Below are 16,833 nucleotides of genomic sequence, written 5' to 3' on the forward strand. Positions count from 1 at the left end.
TGGTCGGGTGGAGCGGATTGCGGGTAATGCGGAAAAAAGGGTTTGATACGGATGGCGCGGGTTGCGGTAAGGCGGAGTTCTGTGGGCCGATGGAGTGATGCTATCCGCCGCTTCAGCGGACGCGCTTCAGCGCAGCCTTGCCCACCGGCGGTTGCAGCACCACCATCCCGCCGCCCAGCCGGTAGCGCGAGCCCGGATGAATCAGCCGCGCAAAGGTCGCGACTTCGCCCTGCGACCACGTGCGGCGGTTCACCTGCAGGCAGGCTTGACCTGGGGCCAGTGCCAGCCACTGCGCCATCTCGGGCGACGGAGTGACGGCTTCCACTGTGTGCTCCGCCGCGCCCAGCGGAGCGACGCGCGACAGATAGGCGTTGGGAGTTTCTTGCGTGAAGTCCTGCGCCAGGTAGTCGGGCGCGACCGCGGGGTTCGTGTAGCGGTCTTCCAGCTGCACCGGCACCTGGTTGTCCAGGTGCACGATGATGGAATGATGGACGGGCGAGCCGGTCGCCACGCCCAGATACAAGGCCATGACTTCTGACGCCTGCTCAGTATTGAGCAGGATCACCTGGTTGCTGTAGCGGTGCCCGCGCTCGGCGATCTCGTCGGCAATGTTGCGCACTTCCAGCACCGACAGCATTGGCTTGCGGTCCGCCACAAACGTGCCGACGCCCTGGCTGCGCATCAACACGCCGTCCTGCGTCAGTTCCAGAATCGCGCGCCGCGCCGTCATGCGCGACACGCCAAATTCCGCGGCCAACTGATGTTCCGACGGCACCCGCGCACCTACCTCCCACTCGCCTGAGTCGATCTTGCTCAAGACATGCATCTTGATGCGGGCGTACGGGGCTTGCAGCGCGGCAGAATGTGTCGGGGACATGGCATCTCGCTAAGGCATGTCCAGACTTTATGTTGGCTAGACTTGCATAGTCAAGCTTGAATATGCGGTCTGCTCGATATCGAGCACGCTCGGATTTGAGCGCGCCATACTGTGTTGGCGAGCCTGGGCCCCTAGCGCGGTCCCCCGCCACGCCTGCTTCCTTGCGCCATATGTCGTCGCGCGGCATGCTCGGGTTGGATGGCCGGGTGTCGTAATAGGTCATGAGCGGCACGTACAGGCCATACAGGCGGCGCAATTCCCCGATGGGCTCGTTGTGCTCGTCCGCCCGCAGATCGACCCACGCATAGGACTTCTTGTTATGCACCAGCAAGGCCGCGGAATGCTGGCCGGCCACCTGGCCTCCGGCATCGCGCGCGGCTTCCAGCACGGTCACCAGGCGATCACCGAGATCGAGGTTCTCATTGTCCTCGAACGCCTGCTCCATGGCCGTCAACGTGCGTTCGCTGGTCAGGCGATTGCCCAGCACCGCGAAATCCTGCTTGGCAACGTGGCCGGCCCATTCCTCGTTGGTCTTGCCGGTGTAGGCGGCCGTCTTGCCATCTTTGTCGATGACGGCGATCTGTCGCCACTCGATGTTGTCGGGTCCATCGCTGTCGATGATGTCACGAAGCACCTTGCTTGCCGAAAAGCCCTGCTCCAGCAAGGCAAGTCCTAGTGGGCCGAGGCGCGGGTCGCCGTTTGCCTGGACGACGAGCCCACCAATGGCAGGGCGAAGAAAGGGGCACTTCGCGCCGATGGCCATCGGCCGCGTCGCGATGGCGATACCGAACATTCCTGTTCGCTTGCATCTGGCAATCACCGAGAACGTCATGAGGTTCCTTTGAAGTGGAAGGGTGCCGGCGAGATCGGCTGCCGGCCTGCCATGCCGCGGACGCTCCGCGGCCCAGTGTGCGCAGGTGGCGCAGCGGTCAGTCGATCTTGACGTTCGCCGCCTTGATGATGGACGCCCACTTGGGTATCTCCGCCCGGAGGTAGGCATCGAATCCATCGGGTCCCTGACCCACGATCTCGGCGCCGAAGCCATCCATGCGGGTCTTGATGTCGGGCGACGCCAGCGCGCTCTGGAATTCGCGATTCAAGCGATCGATGATGGGCCTGGGCGTGCCTGCGGGCGCAAAGACACCGAACCAGACGGACACGTCATAGCCTGGCACGCCCGCCTCCGCCACGGTCGGCAGGTCGGGCAGCGATGCCGAGCGCTTGCTGCCTGCCACGGCGAGGGCGCGCAAGCGTCCGGCCTGAATGTGCGGCAGCAGCGCTGGCGGATTCTCGAAAGCCATCTGCACGTTGTTCGCGAGCAGGTCGTTGAGTGCGGGAGCCGTGCCCTTGTAAGGCACGTGCACCAGGTCGGTCTTGGTCAGGTACTTGAAGAGTTCGCCGAACAAGTGCTGCGACGACCCGTTGCCAGTCGATGAAAAATTCAACTTTCCCGGATGTGCCTGCGCGTAGGCGATCAACTCCTGGACGGAATGGATGGGCAAGGAAGGATGGACGACCAGGATGTTCGGCACGACCGCCGCCAAGGTGACGGGCGTGAAGTCGCGTAGCGGGTCGTACGGGAGCTTGGGGTACAGGCCAGGTGCGATCGAATGCGTGGGCGAGCTTCCCATGACTAGGGTATAGCCATCAGCCGGCGCCTTCGCTGCCATATCCGATCCAATGGTCCCTGCGGCACCGGGACGGTTCTCGACGACAACGGGCTGGCCCATGGACTCGGTCAGTTTCTGCGCCAGTGCCCGGCAGAAGATGTCATTCGCTCCGCCGGCTGCCCAGGGACTGATCAGTTTGACGGGACGGACGGGATAGTCGGCCGCGTCTGCCAGCGCGGGGTACATCGCGGTAACCATGGAACTCGACACACAGGCGACGCTGACAACGGCGCCTTGCAGCCAGCGGGCCGCACTACGGTGGGTGAACGCAAACATGGAAGGCCTCTTGGGCTGACAGGGAAACCGGCTACCCCTCCGTGCGGGGATACAGCGTTGCCGTATAGCGGTAACGCTCGGGGTGGTACACCGCGTCGACGATCTCGACCGGATTCGAAAGCGTGTCGTAGTAGATGCGAATCGCGCGCAGCACCGGCGTACCCTTGGGCACGTCCAGGCGCCGCGCGATGTCGGCGGTTGCCTTCATCGGCTCGACGATCTGGTCGGCGTGGTCGATGCGCACACCCAATTGCACCTGCAGGAACTTGATGGGTGGCAACGGCCCGGCCACGTCCTTGCCGGTGATCGATGCGCCGATGGCGGGCGGGAAATAGAAGTGGGCATAGTCCAGCGGCTCGTGCCGTCCGACGTGGTTGACGGCACTGATGCACTTCCAGAGCGCATCGTCCAGGCCGAACAGATCGACCAGTTTCGAAGGCAGCGCAACCACCGATTCGTCGACGACTTCGATCTGGTTTCCCGGCAACACGTCGTCGATCACTCCCGTCAGCGTGACGGACTTGGTGGCGCGCCGCGGATCGTTGACGAAGGTCCCGACACCGCGCCGGCGCACGACCAGATGGCGAGCCAGCAATTCTTCGATCGACTTGCGTACGGTAATGCGGCTGACGCCAAACGTCTGGCACAAGGCGTCTTCAGCAGGCAGCGCGTCGCCAGGCCGGAAATCCCCTGATTGGATCTGCGCGATAAGACGATCGGCCACCTGGCGATACAGGGGAGCGGACGTTTCCGGAAGGCGGCTATTCGGTATGGACATGACGACGGAGTTTGAGCAGTTGTAGACATCATGATGTCATGACGTCATGATGTCAATGCCCGTCGAGCCGCGTTGATGGCCGGATATCAGTCGGCCGCCATGGCATACACTCGCACGCGGTGATGGTCCGGGTCGGATGCAAGAAACGTGAACCCGAAATCGAGGGTGACCGGTGGCTGCAGGATGGAGACGCCGTCAGCCGTCCACGCATCGAACAGTGCCTGGACTTGCGCCGCGCTGGCGACCGCGATCGCAAGTTCAGCGCCGCCACCCCCGGCGTCGGGCGCCGGGATGCACGTGTGCTTGGACCACAGACCAAGCTTCAACCCGTTGTCCAGCACGAAGAGCACGAAGGTAGGAGAGGCTTCCACGGGCTGTCGGTCCAGCAGGCGCGCGTAGAACGCCCCGCTCTGCTCGGCGTTGTCGACATACAGAATGGTCATCGAAGGGATGGGCATGCAAGGCTCCGGAAGTGGATAAGGATCGTGCTGATCGAAGGTGTTCGTGTCAGCGCAGAGTCGTATCTTCTTCCAGCCCACTGACAGATTCTGTCAGCAGTCGAACGAGCGTGCTCACTGCTCGCCTGTGATCCCCACCTCGGCGCGCCACCGTTTCAGCAGACCCAGCCGGCGCTGCGGGTAGCGCACGGTTTGCGTCGTTACGTTGGTCAGGCGATCCGCCCGGAAATGGCGGAACCCCTGCCGTTTTTCGCACCACGCGACCACCACCCGTTGCCGCTCGAAAAAGCCCAACGCAAACGGCCAGATGGTGCGCGAACTGGGCGCGCCATTGGCGTCCGTGTAATCAATGTCCAGCTTGCGTTCGCGCCGGATGGCGTCCCGCAATTGCGGCAGGTGCTCGGTCAGCGCGGGCGGATCGTCGCGCGGTCCCACCAGCAAGGTATTGGCATCCAGCTCGCGCCGCATCTCGACCGGCAGCACCGACGAAATCTTCGCCATCGCCTGCTTTGCCGCCGCACCCAGCTCGTCATCCGTGCTGCGATTCACCCACCGCATGCCCAGCACCAAGGCTTCCAGCTCCGTCACCGAAAACATGAGCGGCGGCAGCAGATAACCCGGCTTGAGCACATAGCCGACCCCCGGTTCACCGGTAATGTCGGCGCCCTGCGCCTGCAGGCTGGCAATGTCGCGGTAGAGCGTGCGCAAGCTGACGCCCATCCGCGCCGCCAGCGTCGTTCCCGTTACGGGATGCTTGTGGCTGCGCAGGTGCTGCATGAGGGAAAGAAGGCGTTCAGCGCGGGACATGGTTGGTCGACAACAGGCGCTCGAAGGAGGCCTCGCCAAGGAAGCTGCTGCTCTCCATGCGCTGGCGATTCAGGAACAACTCCACCATCCATTTCTGAGACAACCACACCGTCTCGTCTTCATAGCGTGCTTCGATGCTCTGTTCACCGGTTTGTCCGGTAAAAATCAGAAAGTCGGCGGTACTGTTGCGTATCAGTTTTTTGCCGGTCATAAGGGGCCTCCAGGCGCGATCACTTGCCAATACAGAACCGCGAAAAGATCACCCCCAGCAGATCATCGCTTGTGAACTCGCCGGTGATTGACGTCAACGCGCCGTGCGCCAAGCGCAGTTCTTCGGCAAACAGATCCAGCACCCGGTCGCTCAACGCCGCATGTTCCCCGGCGATTTCCAGGTGGTCGGCCGCCTGCAGCAGCGCCTGGATATGCCGTTCGCGAGCAAGGTAAGGCGATTCGCCAGACGGGTTCCAGCCGGCGATCGCCAGCAGTTCCTGCCGCAGCGTGTCCAGCCCTTGCCCGGTCATGGCCGAGATGCCCAAGCGCTTGGCGGGGTGGCCGGCTACGGTGGCACTGTCGGCGGCACTTGTCACACCAGATCCCTTGTCGGCATCACTCCTGGCGTCGGCACTCGCCTTCAAGCTGCCGCCCATGCCGGTATCGGCATCTGCATTGGCCCCTGCGCCCGCCCCCGCCCGATCGTTGCCGTCGTCCACCAGATCCATCTTGTTGACGATCTCAAGCACCGGCGTCCTTGCAGGCAGCCGCGACGTGATGGCCGCATCCAGCTCCGGCTGCGGCTGCGTGGCATCCAGCAGGTGCAGGATCACGTCCGCCTGTTCGATCTCGGCCCACGTTCGTGCGATGCCGATCTGCTCGACCGTATCCGTCGTCTCGCGCAGCCCCGCCGTATCCACGATGTGCAGTGGAACCCCTTCGATCGTGATCTGCTGCACGACCTTGTCGCGCGTGGTCCCGGCGATCGGTGTGACGATGGCCGCTTCGAAGCCGGCCAGCGCATTGAGCAGGCTCGATTTGCCGACGTTGGGCTGGCCGGCCAGCACCACGTGCAAGCCTTCGCGCAGGATCGCGCCCTGGCGAGCCTGGGCGAGCAGGTGCGACAGGTCCGATGCGATCGCATCGAGCACGCTGCGCGCCTGGTATTTCTCCAGGAACTCGATCTCTTCTTCAGGAAAATCCAAGGTCGCTTCGACCAGCATGCGCAGGTGCACGATGCGGTCGGCAAGGCCTGTCACCTGATCTGAAAACGCTCCTGTCATGGACGCAGCCGCACTGCGCGCCGCGGCTTCGGATGACGCATCGATCAGGTCGGCCACCGCTTCGGCCTGGGCCAGGTCCATGCGGTCGTTCAGGAATGCGCGGCGCGTGAATTCGCCCGGTTCAGCCAGGCGGATGCCCTGCTCCCGTCCGGCTTCCAGGCAGCGCGCCAGCAGGCGCCGCAGGACGACCGGGCCCCCGTGGCCCTGGAATTCGACCACGTGTTCACCGGTGTAGGAATGCGGGGCGGGAAAGGCCAGGGCGATGCCTTCGTCGATCAGCACGCCGTCGGCGTCCTTGAAGGGCAGATAGTGCGCATGCCTCGGCGTGAGTTGCCGGCCCACGATGGCTTCGATCAACGCATCCAGCCGGGCAGGCGACGACACGCGCACGACGCCAATGCCGCCGCGGCCGGGAGCGGTTGCAATCGCAACGATAGGGTCGTGATCGGAAATCATCGGAAGATCCTGAAAAAAATGCGCCGCCACAAACAACACAGGCCGCCCGGAAACCGTGGCGGCCTGTGAAGTGTACCGGCGGCGGGTTCGAACCAAGAACCCGGCCGGCTTATCGATCCATCGACATTACGCTGCTGCCAGCGCCTTGTCCGCCTGCTTGCCCACATACCATTGCTGGGCAATCGACAACAGGTTGTTCACCACCCAGTACAGCACCAGGCCGGCCGGGAAGAAGAACATCATGCCGCCGAACACCAGGGGCATGAACATCATGACCTTGGCTTGCATGGGGTCCGGCGGTTTCGGGTTCAGGCGCATCTGCAGGAACATCGTGCCCATCATCAGCGCGGGCAGGATGAAGAAGGGATCGGGCGAGGCCAGGTCGCGCACCCAGCCGATCCACGGCGCATTGCGCATTTCGACCGACGCCAGCAGCACCCAGTACAGCGAGATGAACACCGGAACCTGAACGATCATCGGCAGGCAACCACCCAGCGGATTGATCTTCTCGTTCTTGTACAGCTCCATCATCGCGGTGTTGAGCTTGGTGCGATCATCCTTGTACTTGTCGCGCAGCGCGGTCATGCGCGGCGTGACCTTCTTCATGCGGGCCATCGAGCGGTAGCCGGCGGCCGACAGGGGGTAGAAGGCCAGCTTGATCAGCACGGTCAGCGCCACGATGGTCCAGCCCCAGTTGGCCAGGATCGAGTGCAGCCAGGTCATGAGCAGGAACACCGGCTTGGCGATGATGGTCAGCCAGCCATAGTCGACGACCAGATCCAGGCCCTGGGCCACGGCAGCCATGGCCTGCTGGTCTTGCGGACCGATCCAGAGCTTGGCTTCGATGCTGTTGCCGGTGCCCGGAGACAGCGTGCCGACGGGCTGCACGGCGCGAACGGCGTACAGACGGGAATCGAGCTTGGTGATGTCGTACGTGCGCGGCGCGCCTTCGGGCGGCACCCAGGCCACGGCAAAGTAGTGCTGCACCATGCCCAGCCAGCCGTCATTGGAAGACTTGGCGAACGTGGCTTTGTTCTTGTCGACGTCGCTGAACTGCACCTTCTGGAACTTGTGTTCCGAGGTGTAGATGGCCGGACCCGTGAACGTGCTGTAGAAGTGGCTTTCGCCGGGCGGCTTGCCGCCGTCACGCGTCAGCTGCAGGTACAGCGACGGTGCCAAAGGCGCATCGCTGACGTTCGACAGGTCGTGGCGCACGTCGATGTCGTAGCGGCCTTGGCGCAGCGTATAGGTCTTGATGACCTTGACGCCGCCGCTTTCGGCTTCGAACGACACGTCCATGGCGTCGCCCGACAGCTGGCGCGCGTCGGTGACCGGACGGAACAGGGTGCGATGCGTCGGGAATGCCGCGCCGGCCGGTGCGCCAACCACGCCGCTCTGGGCCAGGTAGGTGCGGCTGGTCGATTCGTCGAGCAGCACGGTGGGCTTGGTGTGGTCTTCGACGTCGGGCTGCTTGAGCAGCTCGGCCTTGACGATCTGGGCGCCCAGCGTGTCGAAGGTCAGGCGCAGCACGTCGGTCGTGACGACGATCTTTTCGGCCTTGGCTTCGACCGGCGCCGGGGCAGGCGCCGAGCCGGGCACGGCGGTGCTGCCCGCGGCGGCGCCAGGCGCGGCCGACGGAATGCTGCCGTCAGGCGCGGTCACCGGGGGCTTGGCGTCGGTGGTGGCGGTCTTGACCGGCGTCGTGCCGAACATGGACGGCTGCCCATTGTATTTTTGCCATCCATCCCATAGGAACAGGAGAGAAAGCGAGAAGATCATCCAGAGGATGGTGCGTTGCATGTCCATGGACGGTTGGTTCCAGTCGTCGCGGCAAAGTCCGCTAGTTTAGCTGCCTTGAGCTGACAGATCTCATACAGGCGGCTTGGAAGTCGAATGATCGGTGGAGGATGTGTCGGCAGTGCGTCGGCCAGCTGCGCCGGGCGCGGGCGGCACGGGATCCAGGCCCCCCGGAGAAAACGGGTGACACCGGCAAATACGCTTGAACCCCAGATACACACCCGCCCCGGGGCCGTGCACGTCGATGGCTTCCATCGTGTACACGGAACAGGTGGGCGTGAACCGGCAGGACTGGCCGATCCAGGGGCTCAGGAAATAACGGTAGAAACGGATGGGCCAGATCAGCAGGCGCCGCAGCGGCGTCGATCCATGCGGAACGCCGCCGCCCTGGCTTGTCGGAGCCTGGGCCTGGCCGTCCTGCTGAGCTTGGGCATCCTGTTCAGACACGAGTTCCATCACGTTCCGCACCTTTGTCGGGCGTCACTGCGTTGTCCGCGACCCGCGGGCCGGGCCGACCTGCGGGTTGGCTCACGCCCCGGAGGTCCAGGCCAGCACCGGTCCGGGCGTCGGGTCGTGCATCGGCCCGAGCGTCGTTCCTGCCCGATCGCGCCGCGCGCAGCCAATGCCCGTCCATTTCCAGACGGGTCATGTGCTTGAGCGCCGTCAACGAGACGGATGGGATCCGCGTGTGCAAACGCACCACGTAGTCGCCCGCAGGCAGGGCCAGCCGCTTGTGGCGGAAGGCTTCCCGGATCACCCGTTTGATCGCGCTCCGGCTGACCGACAAAGGCGCATACCGTTTGCCGATCACCAGGCCCAGGCGTGCTTGGGGTGTTGCCGCAGTCTGCGTGTCGGTGTCGCCAGACGGCGCGTCCTGCACCGCTGGCGGCGGCGCGACGCTCAAAACAAAAAGCGCCCCTCTTGCAAGGCGGCGCCCTTTCAGCGCAGGGGCGAATTCCGCCGGACTACGCAGCCGCGCGGTGCCGGGAAACGACGCGCGCGATGTCAACGACATGACCTGGTCATGGGGTGTGGAATCGGGACATCGATCCCGCGCCAGATGGGTTCAGCGGCAAGACCTGCCCGCCAGACATTGAGCACACCTGGTACGCACACCCCGTGATGGGCGTGGCGTTTATACAGCCAGACGCTTGCGGCCCTTGGCGCGGCGCGCGTTGATGATCGCGCGGCCTGCACGGGTAGACATACGCACACGGAAACCGTGGGTGCGCTTGCGGCGGGTAACTGAAGGCTGATAGGTACGTTTCATGACGATTCCGGTTGGTGGTTGGCCGCCCCGGAGCATTGCCTAGCTCGCTGCCGCCCCCATCTATCAGTACGTACACATACAAGAAGTACGTGAACCTACAAGACAGGAACCGCAGGCTGCTACCAACCCAGGGCCTTTCCGATGATTCTTCGTCCGATCTGGACGCAAGCACGCGTTCCAAACTCCGGACAGCCTTACATTTCATCAAACTTTTGTGCGTCTGTCAATGCGGAAGCGGGCTGGAGACGTGGGGAAAAGTCGCTTCCCTGTGGATAACTTGGTGTTGGAGGAGTAGAATGGAACGTTTCGGACCGACGTTTTTGTCGTTCGCCCGGGCAGTGATGCACTCCCTTGCAGGGGGTGATTACACTAAGCACTGACTGTGGCTGAGTGGCTGGACCTCGAGGCTGCGCTTGAGCGGTTGTACGTAAACAGCCGCACTTGGACAGCCGCACTTTGGCAGCCGCACTTTGGCACAGCGACGCCCAAGCGCGATCCCGTCCGCAAAGGCTGCGTGATGTGGGCCTACTATCTAGCGAGATTCATGGAAGATTTTTGGCAAACCTGCGCCCAGACGCTCGAGCGCGAACTGCCGCCACAGCAATACAGTGCGTGGATCCGGCCGCTCGTCCCGGTGGCCTTTGACGAATCCGCCGGGGTCTTGCGGGTGGCTGCCCCGAACCGTTTCAAGATGGACTGGGTACGCAGCAACTACTGCGGCCGCATCGAATCGATCGCGGCGGAATGGTTCCAGCGCCCGATACAGGTGAAGTTCGAGCTCGACGCCCCTCGCGCGGTCGAACCTCCCCCGCCCCGGTCGCAGAACGGCTTGCAGCACCTGCAACAGCCCAACCCGGGTCGGGGCGCCAGCGCGCCGTTGCAGTCACGTGCGCCGCAGCAGCCCGCCTACCCCGGTGATGGTCCCAGCTACAACGGCCAAGGCAACGGCAGCCTGCCCGCGCAGCAGACCGGCCCGTATTCGGGTCCGTATACCGGCCCGGGCAATGGCGGTGCGCAGCATGGCGGTCAACAAGGTTCCGGTGATGCCGGCGGCGCTCGCGCGCCTGTGCATAACGCCAAATCCGATTTGAACGAGGCCACCGGCATTTACGAGCGGTCGCGTCTGAACGTGGACCTGACCTTCGACAATTTCGTGACGGGTAAGGCCAACCAGCTGGCGCGCGCCGCGGCATTGCAGGTCGCTGAAAATCCGGGCACGTCCTATAACCCGCTGTTCCTGTATGGCGGCGTGGGCTTGGGCAAGACCCACCTGATTCACGCGATCGGTAATTCGATGGTGGCCGACAACAGCGGCGCGCGGGTGCGGTATATCCATGCGGAACAGTTCGTGTCCGACGTGGTGAAAGCCTATCAGCGCAAGGCCTTTGACGAGTTCAAGCGGTATTACCATTCGCTCGATCTGCTGCTGATCGACGATATTCAGTTCTTTTCTGGAAAGAACCGTACGCAAGAAGAATTCTTCTATGCGTTCGAAGCGTTGGTGTCGTTGCGCAAGCAGATCATTATCACCAGCGATACCTATCCGAAGGAACTGGCGGGTATCGACGATCGCCTGATCTCGCGATTCGATTCCGGTCTGACCTGCGCGATCGAACCGCCGGAACTGGAAATGCGGGTGGCCATTCTGCTCAAGAAGGCAGAAACCGAGGGCATGCCGCTGCCCGAAGAATGTGCATTCTTCATTGCCAAACATTTGCGCAGCAATGTTCGCGAACTGGAAGGCGCGCTGCGTAAAGTGCTGGCTTATGCCAAGTTTCACGGCCGCGCGATTGGCGTTGAAGTCTGCAAGGACGCCTTGAAGGATCTGCTGTCGGTATCGAACGGCCAGATCACCGTCGAAAACATTCAGAAAACCGTCGCGGACTTCTACAAGATCAAAGTCGCCGACATGTATTCGAAGCGCCGGCCTGCCAATATCGCGTTGCCGCGGCAGATCGCCATGTACCTGGCCAAGGAACTGACGCAGAAAAGCCTGCCGGAGATCGGCGAACTGTTCGGCGGCCGCGATCACACCACGGTGCTGCACGCAGTACGAAAAATTTCGGAAGCCCGGACCAAACAGGCCGAGCTGAACCACTCGTTGCATGTCCTCGAACAGACGCTGAAGGGCTGATCGCCGCGCGTGACGTGTAGGGTTGACATGGTTGTTGGTCATACTCGCGCCACGCTTGCGGCAGGGTCGCCCCGCAGAGCAACCAAGCTGTTGATTTAAAATACGTTTTGCTGATGTTCGAGTTATCCACAGGCTCCTATTTAACGACCAACCCCAAGAAGGATTGGATATGCAATTGGTGAAAGCCTCACGCGACGCACTCCTCAAGCCGCTCTCGACCGTGTCAGGGATCGTGGAGCGTCGGCACACGCTTCCCATCCTCGCCAACATCCTGTTGCGCAAGGACGGCAGCCGCGTGTCGTTCGTATCGACCGATATCGAGGTTCAGATCACCACCCATGCCGACTTTGGCGTGGGTGATGCGTCTGAATCGACGACGGTCGCGGCGCGCAAACTGCTGGATATCCTGCGCGCCCTGCCCGACACGGGTGACGTGTCGCTGTCGCTGGCGAACAAGAAACTGTCCGTGCAATCCGGCAAAAGCCGGTTCGCGCTGCAGACCCTTGCCGCCGAGGAATTCCCCACGGTCGCCCAGCCGGCGACCTGGAACGCGTCGCTCACCATGACGCAAAAGTCGTTTAAGCATCTGCTGAACATGGTCCATTTCGCGATGGCCCAGCAGGACATCCGGTATTACCTGAACGGCATGCTGCTGGTCATCGACGGTTTTGACGTGCGCTGCGTGTCGACCGACGGTCATCGCCTGGCCTATTGCTCGGTCACGACCGAAACCGAATCGCCCAAGCAGGAAGTGATCATTCCGCGCAAAACGGTGCTGGAACTGCTGCGCCTGCTGGATGATTCCGAAGAGCCCGTGCAGATCGACGTGGCCGCCAACCAGATCCGTTTCCGTTTTGCCGAAATCGAACTGATTTCCAAACTGGTGGAAGGCAAGTTCCCCGATTACCAGCGCGTAATCCCGAGCGGCTATACCAAGCATTTCCTGATCGCCCGCGAAGCGCTGCAGCGCAGCCTGCAGCGCGCCGCCATCCTGACCACCGACAAGTTCAAGGGTGTCCGGATGCAGATGGCCGATCACGTATTGAAAATCTCGGCCAGCAACGCCGAACAGGAAGAAGCGCAGGAAGAGCTCGATATCGATTTCAGTTTCGAACCGCTCGATATCGGATTCAACGTCAGCTACCTGCTCGACGTGCTGGGCAACCTGAAGGCCGAAACCGTGCAGTGGGGCGTCGGTGACGCCAACTCGTCGGCGCTGATCACGCTGCCCGACAACGCCGACTTCAAGTACGTCGTGATGCCCATGCGCATCTGACGCGCCGCAGTCTGCTTTCTATCGTCTCGTAGTTTTTTAACTGCCGGGCCCGGAGTCACGGGGCTCGGCAGTGTGGATGGTTTACACGCTTATGACCGAACAGAACACTTCGCCAGAAACCGGCGACACGGATAACAGCCACCTGACGTCGAACACGGCGATCAATGCCCACATCGCTGGTGCGTCGGACGCCTATGGCTCCGATTCCATCAAGATGCTGAAGGGGCTGGAGGCCGTGCGCAAGCGTCCAGGCATGTACATCGGGGACACGTCCGATGGCACCGGCCTGCATCACATGGTGTTCGAGGTGGTCGACAACGCCATCGACGAAGCGCTTGCCGGTCACTGCGACGAAATCGTCGTGACCATCCACACCGACAACTCCATTTCCGTGACCGACAACGGCCGCGGGATCCCCACCGACATCCACAAGGATGACGAATTCCAGCGCAGCGCCGCCGAAATCGTCATGACCGAACTGCATGCCGGCGGCAAGTTCGACCAGAACTCGTACAAGGTGTCGGGTGGCCTGCACGGCGTGGGCGTGTCCTGCGTGAACGCACTGTCCGAATGGCTGCGCCTGACCATCTATCGCAACGGCGACGTTTACAAGATGGAATTTCGCCAAGGGGCGCGCGTCGAACCGCTGGCCAAGGTCGGCCCGACGGAAAAGCGCGGCACCGAAGTGCACTTCCTGGCCGACACCGCCATCTTCACGACGGTCGAATTCCATTACGAAATCCTGGCCAAGCGCTTGCGCGAACTCTCCTTCCTGAACAACGGCGTCAAGATCAAGCTGGTCGACCAGCGCCAGGGCAAGGAAGAAGACTTTGCGTTCAGTGGCGGCGTGAAAGGCTTCGTTGATTACATCAACCGTGCCAAGACCGTTCTGCACCCGAACGTGTTCAACGTCGCCGTCGAATCGGCAGCCGGCGGCGTGCCCGTGGGCGTCGAAATCGCCATGCAGTGGAATGACAGCTACACCGAAAGCGTCCTCTGCTTCACGAACAACATTCCGCAGCGCGACGGCGGCACCCACCTGACCGGCCTGCGCGCCGCGATGACGCGTGTCCTGAACAAGTACATCGAACAGAACGAGCTGGCCAAGAAAGCCAAGGTCGAAACCACCGGGGACGACATGCGCGAAGGCCTGACCTGCGTGCTGTCCGTCAAGGTGCCCGATCCCAAATTCAGCAGCCAGACCAAAGACAAGCTGGTCTCGAGCGAAGTGCGCCCCGCCGTCGAAGACGCCGTGGGCCGCGCGCTTGATACCTGGCTGCAGGAACGCCCCATCGACGCCAAGGCCCTGTGCGCCAAGATCGTCGAAGCCGCGCGCGCCCGTGAAGCCGCCCGCAAGGCCCGCGAAATGACGCGCCGCAAAGGCGTGCTCGAAGGCGCAGGCCTGCCCGGCAAACTGGCCGACTGCCAGGAAAAGGACCCGGCCCTGTCCGAAATCTACGTGGTCGAGGGCGACTCCGCAGGCGGATCCGCCAAGCAAGGCCGCGACCGCAAATTCCAGGCAATCCTGCCCCTGCGCGGCAAGGTCTTGAACGTCGAAAAAGCCCGCTTCGACAAACTGATCGCATCCGAACAGATCGCCACGCTGATTACCGCGCTGGGCACCAGCATCGGCGCCGAAGACTTCAACATCGACAAGCTGCGCTACCACCGCATCATCATCATGACCGACGCGGACGTCGACGGCGCGCACATCCGTACGTTGTTGCTGACCTTCTTCTACCGCCAGCTGCCGCAACTGATCGAACGCGGCCACATCTACATCGCCCAGCCGCCCCTCTTCAAGGTCAAGGTAGGACGTGATGAGCGGTACTTGAAGGACGAAGAAGAAGAAACCGCGTTCATGCTGACCCTGGCCCTGCGCGACGCCAAGCTCTACCCCACCGAAGGCGCCGACCCCATTGCCGGCGACGCCCTGACCGAACTCGCCCGCCAATACAACCTGGCCGACGCAGTCATCGCGCGCGTCACCCGCTTCATCGACGAAAAAACGCTGAGCGCCATCGTTCAAGGCACGGTCGTTGACGTCAGCAACGAAACCGCCGCAGTCGCCTCCGCCGAACGCCTGCAAATCGCGCTGGAAAACCCGTCACTGCCGGGCGTGGTGCAGGTGTTTGCGAAGTACGACGAAGCCGCCGAAAAGTGGCGCATTGAGGTGCATCGCAACCACCACGGCAACATCCGCGTCAGCGTGATCGATGAGGCATTCGTTGCCGGGTCGGATTACGGCATTCTTCATCACGCTGCGGAAACGTTCCAGGGCTTGATCGGGGAACGTGGCCGTATCGTTCGTGGTGAGGGCGAGAAGGCCAAAGAGATGTATGTGAATGACTTCCGCGAAGTCATGCAGTGGCTGCGGTCTGAAGCCGAGCGTTCGATCTCGAAGCAGCGGTATAAGGGTCTGGGTGAGATGAATCCTGCGCAGCTGTGGGAGACGACGATGGATCCGACTGTGCGCCGGTTGATGAAGGTGCAGATTGAGGATGCGATTTCAGCGGATGAGATTTTCACTACGCTGATGGGGGATCATGTGGAGCCAAGACGCGCGTTTATTGAAAAGCATGCGTTGATGGCGGGGAATATTGATATTTGAGGGTGTGAATTTCTGTGGGAATCTAGATTTATCCTAAATGAGTTAGATGTATTAGAGAGGCTGCCGTGAGGTGGCCTCTTTTGTTTGGAGCGTACCGAGCTTTCTGGGGCTTTGATTCCGACTCACATCGGTGGAGATCATGGCAATCGTAAGTTCTTGCAGATACTGCCAAGCGTGGAAGTTAGTATCAAGAGATTCTCAGAGTTAGTACCAGATCGCTTGGCTCGGGGCAAAACTGCATAGCTCAACCTCGTGACTTGAAGTCATAGAGGTCTGGTTCCAACCTAAAGTAGACAGCCAAATTACTAAAACGCCAAAGCTAAACGTCACGCATGCTCGTAGCGGGACTGTCAGCTTGAGCGCTTCGTTGCACCTAGAGCTCCCTTTGGTACTGTTCCCGCCTATTCTGAGCTTCCGCGCGTTCCTCTTCACGATCCGCGCTTGTGTAAATATTCGCCTTAATTCGATGAAAGCCGGTGGTGAGATGGTGAATATCCTTCTGCAACTTCTCCAAGCTCTGAGCAATTGCATATGCATGGGGCTTGCCTAGCTGGTAACCACCTTTCAACTCGGACATATCTACCACAAGCGAGTCCCAGTAGCGCTTACCGGTAGCGCTACTGTATGTCACGTCTATCGCTAGCACTGAAGCCATTTTTCCGTCGTGATCTTCTGTCAGTTGTGTATAAGCGGAGACCCTTTCTTGTGCCGGGCCGAAATGCTTAAGCCCAACGGTGAAAAAGTTTACGTTTGTAAATTCAGCAAGTAGCTTTTCAGCAGACTGACCTCCAGCGAGAACCTTAGGCTTGAAGGTCACATTCAAGGCCGGCCCAAGGCCGACATTACGAACATATAGGCGGACAATGTTGATTGCGAAGTCGAATGAGCTGACTGTTACCTGTAATTTAGGCTCGGTTTGGACTTCTCTCATCATACGGGTCTCTTTAACGAGAACCCAAGTCAAGGCGGCGTAAACTGCGGTAGCGACGGTAACAACGGCCGTGAAGATTACCGTCAACGCACCGGAGTTTTTGTTTAAGAAGTCGAGAAGCTCGGTCATATTCTATAGGCTCAATGTTTGAATGAATTGTTAGGCGACACTACAAGAAGTCGAATCGCTGAATGACGCTAGGACACCGTAAAGCAACC

14 protein-coding genes and 2 pseudogenes are annotated in these 16,833 nt (G+C 61.5%); 3 read left to right on the forward strand and 13 right to left on the reverse strand.

Annotated elements, in window-relative coordinates; genetic code table 11:
* Positions 1 to 112: 112 nt before the first annotated feature.
* From hutC to rpmH, 12 genes and pseudogenes are all read right to left on the reverse strand, one after another.
* Positions 113 to 877: a histidine utilization repressor gene (hutC, locus tag ACNANG_RS11765; RefSeq protein ID WP_420227317.1), complete on the reverse strand. Its 765-nt coding sequence runs from the start codon at positions 875 to 877 to the stop codon at positions 113 to 115.
* A 313-nt stretch (positions 878 to 1,190) separates the two neighbouring features.
* A pseudogene (locus ACNANG_RS11770) lies at positions 1,191 to 1,922 on the reverse strand (DUF1028 domain-containing protein); the annotation flags it as partial.
* Positions 1,807 to 2,823, reverse strand: a complete 1,017-nt coding sequence (locus ACNANG_RS11775; RefSeq protein ID WP_420227318.1) for a Bug family tripartite tricarboxylate transporter substrate binding protein — start codon at positions 2,821 to 2,823, stop codon at positions 1,807 to 1,809. The gene ACNANG_RS11775 and the pseudogene ACNANG_RS11770, both read right to left, overlap by 116 nt.
* Positions 2,824 to 2,854: 31 nt before the next feature.
* Positions 2,855 to 3,601: a GntR family transcriptional regulator gene (locus ACNANG_RS11780; protein WP_420227319.1), complete on the reverse strand. Its 747-nt coding sequence runs from the start codon at positions 3,599 to 3,601 to the stop codon at positions 2,855 to 2,857.
* Positions 3,602 to 3,687: 86 nt separating this feature from the next.
* The gene (locus ACNANG_RS11785) at positions 3,688 to 4,059 is read right to left on the reverse strand and encodes a VOC family protein (RefSeq protein ID WP_420227320.1); all 372 of its coding nucleotides are present in this window, start codon (positions 4,057 to 4,059) and stop codon (positions 3,688 to 3,690) included.
* A gap of 114 nt (positions 4,060 to 4,173) precedes the next feature.
* Positions 4,174 to 4,866 (reverse strand): helix-turn-helix transcriptional regulator, encoded by a 693-nt coding sequence (locus tag ACNANG_RS11790; protein ID WP_420227321.1) that lies wholly within the window; start codon positions 4,864 to 4,866, stop codon positions 4,174 to 4,176.
* Positions 4,853 to 5,077, reverse strand: coding sequence for a hypothetical protein (locus ACNANG_RS11795; RefSeq protein WP_420227322.1), 225 nt, complete (start codon positions 5,075 to 5,077; stop codon positions 4,853 to 4,855). The genes ACNANG_RS11790 and ACNANG_RS11795 overlap by 14 nt, the downstream gene beginning before the upstream one ends.
* A 19-nt stretch (positions 5,078 to 5,096) precedes the next feature.
* Positions 5,097 to 6,593, reverse strand: a complete 1,497-nt coding sequence (gene mnmE, locus ACNANG_RS11800) for a tRNA uridine-5-carboxymethylaminomethyl(34) synthesis GTPase MnmE (RefSeq protein ID WP_420227527.1) — start codon at positions 6,591 to 6,593, stop codon at positions 5,097 to 5,099.
* Positions 6,594 to 6,722: 129 nt separating this feature from the next.
* Complete coding sequence (yidC, locus tag ACNANG_RS11805; protein ID WP_420227323.1) at positions 6,723 to 8,402, reverse strand: membrane protein insertase YidC; 1,680 nt, start codon at positions 8,400 to 8,402, stop codon at positions 6,723 to 6,725.
* A 63-nt stretch (positions 8,403 to 8,465) separates the two neighbouring features.
* Positions 8,466 to 8,750 (reverse strand): membrane protein insertion efficiency factor YidD, encoded by a 285-nt coding sequence (gene yidD, locus ACNANG_RS11810; protein WP_420227528.1) that lies wholly within the window; start codon positions 8,748 to 8,750, stop codon positions 8,466 to 8,468.
* 247 nt (positions 8,751 to 8,997) lie between these two features.
* Positions 8,998 to 9,408: pseudogene (locus tag ACNANG_RS11815) on the reverse strand (ribonuclease P protein component); the annotation flags it as partial.
* 120 nt (positions 9,409 to 9,528) lie between these two features.
* Positions 9,529 to 9,663 (reverse strand): 50S ribosomal protein L34, encoded by a 135-nt coding sequence (gene rpmH / locus ACNANG_RS11820; protein ID WP_179582598.1) that lies wholly within the window; start codon positions 9,661 to 9,663, stop codon positions 9,529 to 9,531.
* 544 nt (positions 9,664 to 10,207) lie between these two features.
* On the opposite strand from rpmH, the gene dnaA reads away from it, so the two are divergent.
* From dnaA to gyrB, 3 genes are all read left to right on the forward strand, one after another.
* A complete protein-coding gene (dnaA, locus tag ACNANG_RS11825; RefSeq protein WP_420227324.1) occupies positions 10,208 to 11,797 on the forward strand; it encodes a chromosomal replication initiator protein DnaA in 1,590 nt (529 codons plus the stop codon).
* A 169-nt stretch (positions 11,798 to 11,966) separates the two neighbouring features.
* A complete protein-coding gene (gene dnaN / locus ACNANG_RS11830) occupies positions 11,967 to 13,073 on the forward strand; it encodes a DNA polymerase III subunit beta (protein WP_420227325.1) in 1,107 nt (368 codons plus the stop codon).
* 214 nt (positions 13,074 to 13,287) lie between these two features.
* Positions 13,288 to 15,684 carry a DNA topoisomerase (ATP-hydrolyzing) subunit B gene (gene gyrB / locus ACNANG_RS11835; RefSeq protein WP_420227529.1) on the forward strand — a complete coding sequence of 799 codons (2,397 nt, stop codon included), beginning with the start codon at positions 13,288 to 13,290 and terminating at the stop codon, positions 15,682 to 15,684.
* A 373-nt stretch (positions 15,685 to 16,057) separates the two neighbouring features.
* Here the strand turns inward: gyrB and ACNANG_RS11840 are convergent, their stop codons facing one another.
* The gene (locus ACNANG_RS11840) at positions 16,058 to 16,744 is read right to left on the reverse strand and encodes a hypothetical protein (RefSeq protein WP_420227326.1); all 687 of its coding nucleotides are present in this window, start codon (positions 16,742 to 16,744) and stop codon (positions 16,058 to 16,060) included.
* Positions 16,745 to 16,833: the final 89 nt, after the last annotated feature.

The sequence above is a fragment of the Pigmentiphaga litoralis genome, assembly GCF_048632615.1.
Lineage (GTDB): Bacteria > Pseudomonadota > Gammaproteobacteria > Burkholderiales > Burkholderiaceae_B > Pigmentiphaga > Pigmentiphaga litoralis_B.

Bases quoted from the DNA above. Each gene is read 5' to 3' on its own strand.
- ACNANG_RS11775 (WP_420227318.1), bottom strand. From the start codon at position 2,823: ATGTTTGCGTTCACCCACCGTAGTGCGGCCCGCTGGCTGCAAGGCGCC.
- ACNANG_RS11795 (WP_420227322.1), bottom strand. From the start codon at position 5,077: ATGACCGGCAAAAAACTGATACGCAACAGTACCGCCGACTTTCTGATT.
- ACNANG_RS11780 (WP_420227319.1), bottom strand. From the start codon at position 3,601: ATGTCCATACCGAATAGCCGCCTTCCGGAAACGTCCGCTCCCCTGTAT.
- ACNANG_RS11785 (WP_420227320.1), bottom strand. From the start codon at position 4,059: ATGCCCATCCCTTCGATGACCATTCTGTATGTCGACAACGCCGAGCAG.
- dnaA (WP_420227324.1), top strand. From the start codon at position 10,208: ATGGAAGATTTTTGGCAAACCTGCGCCCAGACGCTCGAGCGCGAACTG.
- ACNANG_RS11790 (WP_420227321.1), bottom strand. From the start codon at position 4,866: ATGTCCCGCGCTGAACGCCTTCTTTCCCTCATGCAGCACCTGCGCAGC.
- hutC (WP_420227317.1), bottom strand. From the start codon at position 877: ATGTCCCCGACACATTCTGCCGCGCTGCAAGCCCCGTACGCCCGCATC.
- rpmH (WP_179582598.1), bottom strand. From the start codon at position 9,663: ATGAAACGTACCTATCAGCCTTCAGTTACCCGCCGCAAGCGCACCCAC.
- yidC (WP_420227323.1), bottom strand. From the start codon at position 8,402: ATGGACATGCAACGCACCATCCTCTGGATGATCTTCTCGCTTTCTCTC.
- dnaN (WP_420227325.1), top strand. From the start codon at position 11,967: ATGCAATTGGTGAAAGCCTCACGCGACGCACTCCTCAAGCCGCTCTCG.
- ACNANG_RS11840 (WP_420227326.1), bottom strand. From the start codon at position 16,744: ATGACCGAGCTTCTCGACTTCTTAAACAAAAACTCCGGTGCGTTGACG.
- gyrB (WP_420227529.1), top strand. From the start codon at position 13,288: ATGCTGAAGGGGCTGGAGGCCGTGCGCAAGCGTCCAGGCATGTACATC.